Annotated in this window: 3 protein-coding genes and 1 pseudogene; all 4 read right to left on the reverse strand. The window is 74.5% G+C overall.

The window, feature by feature from the left end; genetic code table 11:
* Positions 1 to 190 (reverse strand): annotated as a pseudogene (locus CCL05_RS40740) (class F sortase); the annotation flags it as partial.
* Between the two features lie 2 nt (positions 191 to 192).
* Complete coding sequence (locus CCL05_RS40745; RefSeq protein ID WP_086565614.1) at positions 193 to 984, reverse strand: hypothetical protein; 792 nt, start codon at positions 982 to 984, stop codon at positions 193 to 195.
* A 119-nt stretch (positions 985 to 1,103) separates the two neighbouring features.
* Positions 1,104 to 1,883, reverse strand: a complete 780-nt coding sequence (locus CCL05_RS40750; RefSeq protein ID WP_020274149.1) for an HAD-IIA family hydrolase — start codon at positions 1,881 to 1,883, stop codon at positions 1,104 to 1,106.
* Between the two features lie 142 nt (positions 1,884 to 2,025).
* Positions 2,026 to 2,188 (reverse strand): LPXTG cell wall anchor domain-containing protein (locus tag CCL05_RS40755; protein WP_143590034.1); only part of this gene is annotated, 163 nt, incomplete at its 5' end.

Below are 2,188 nucleotides of genomic sequence, written 5' to 3' on the forward strand. Positions count from 1 at the left end.
CCGGGGGCCGGCCGGCCGCCGCCATGTCGCCCGTGGTGGGGGCGGAGATGCCGTGCCGCACGTCGGTCACCTCGCGGCCCCACAGCCACAGCCCCAGCAGCAGCACCACCCAGGTCACGCCGGCCAGCAGGCGGCCGGTGCCGGAGGAGCGGCCCTTGACGCGTTCCTGTTCCCGATCCTGTTCGGACATGGTCAGCCCGTTCCACGGCTCCGGCGGACACCGCCCAGCGCGACGACCACCGCGGCGACGCCCGCGAGCACCAGGCCGGTCACCCCCTGCGCCGTCCCCGGACCGGCCCCGCGGTCCTCGGCGGCGACCAGGTCCGCCGCGCCGCCACCGCCCGCCTGAACCGGGGCGACGGGCGAGGCGTGCGGGCCCGGCCGCCGGGGGACGGACTGCTGCTCGTCGCCCCCGGGCGTGGACCGCTGCCCGTCTTCGCCGGGCGCGGACGACTGCCCACCGCCCTCGGGGACGGGGGGCCGGCCCCCCGCACCCGGCACCGTAGGCCGGCCGCCAGTCCCGGGGGGCTGCCCGATCGCCCCGGGGGCGGGCCGTTGCGCGATCGTCCCGGGGGCGGGCGGCCGACCGCCGGTCCCGGAGCCGGAGACGGACGAAGGCTCGTCCGTCCCGGACGCCGAGCGCCGCCGTCCCTCACCCTCCCGGACGGTGAACGTACCGGTCCGTTCGGCGTCCCCGCAGGTGACCTTCACGGCGTACGTCCCCGCGTGGAGCGTGGAACGGACGCGGCTCTCGCCGACGAGTCCACCGTCGGTGACGGTGAGCCGCGCGTCCGCGACGAACGCCGCCGAGCGGGCGACGGCCGTTCTCCCCGCACAGCCGGTCACGCGGAGCGTGACGTCACTGCCGGGCGCGGGGGCCGCCGGGATCACCGAGACGCCCCCTGCATCCGCCGCGTACGCCGCCGGGGTGAGGGCGGCCGCGACCAGGACGCTCGTACAGACAGTGACTCTCAGGGAACCCATCGTGAACCTCCAGACGCCTGGAGCCTCCCCCGCACGGTGGGCCACCGCATCCTCAGGGACGCGGCGACTGCTCCATACGGGTGGCGACGGGTTTGAGCCCGGCCCGCTGCCTCCCGGGCTCAGACCCGGTCGACGAGGTCCGCGATGGAGTCCACGACCTGCGACGGCCGGTACGGGAAGCCCTCGACCTGGTCGGGCCGCGTCAGGCCGGTGAGCACCAGGAACGTCTGCATCCCGGCCTCCATGCCCGCCAGCACGTCCGTGTCCATGCGGTCGCCGATCATCGCGCTGGACTCGGAGTGCGCCCCGATGGCGTTCAGCCCCGTCCGCATCATCAGCGGGTTCGGCTTGCCCGCGAAGTACGGCTTCTTGCCGGTCGCCTGGGTGATCAGCGCGGCCACCGCGCCGGTCGCGGGCAGCGGACCCTCGGTGGACGGGCCCGTCTCGTCGGGGTTGGTGCAGATGAAACGGGCACCGCCGAGGATGAGCCGTACCGCCTTCGTCATGGCCTCGAAGGAGTACGTACGGGTCTCGCCGAGGACGACGTAGTCCGGCTCGTGGTCGGTCAGGATGTAGCCGATGTCGTGCAGCGCGGTGGTCAGGCCCGCCTCGCCGATGACGTACGCCGACCCGCCCGGCCGCTGGTCGTCCAGGAACTGGGCGGTGGCCAGGGCCGAGGTCCAGATGGACTCGATCGGCACGTCCAGGCCCATGCGGCGCAGCCGGGCGTGCAGGTCGCGCGGGGTGTACATCGAGTTGTTGGTGAGGACCAGGAAGGGCTTCCCGGACTCGCGCAGCTTCTTGAGGAAGGCGTCGGCGCCGGGGATCGGTACGCCCTCGTGGATGAGCACACCGTCCATGTCGGTGAGCCACGACTCGATGGGCTTGCGGTCTGCCATGTGCGGGATCTCCTGCCGTACGCGTGCCAGCGTGCGCCTTGGGGCCAGGCAGCCCCCAGCCTAAACAGTGGCGGGATCTTGGGGAATGGCCCGCATACGGCATCCCGACAGACGGGACGGTTCTGCCCGGCGGCTCGGCGGCTCAGCGGCGCCGGCGCACGAGGAGCAGTGCCCCGCCCCCGGCGAGCAGCATCACCGCGGCGGCCGCGGCGACCTGGCCGCCGGTTCCCGTACGGGCGAGTTCCTCGGCGAACGGGAAGCGGTCCTCGCGGGGCGGGACGGAGGCGTCGGGGTCGGAGTCGGCG

The organism is Streptomyces africanus (assembly GCF_002150735.1).
Classification (GTDB): Bacteria; Actinomycetota; Actinomycetes; order Streptomycetales; family Streptomycetaceae; genus Streptomyces; species Streptomyces africanus.

Bases quoted from the DNA above. Each gene is read 5' to 3' on its own strand.
- CCL05_RS40745 (WP_086565614.1), bottom strand. From the start codon at position 984: ATGGGTTCCCTGAGAGTCACTGTCTGTACGAGCGTCCTGGTCGCGGCC.
- CCL05_RS40750 (WP_020274149.1), bottom strand. From the start codon at position 1,883: ATGGCAGACCGCAAGCCCATCGAGTCGTGGCTCACCGACATGGACGGT.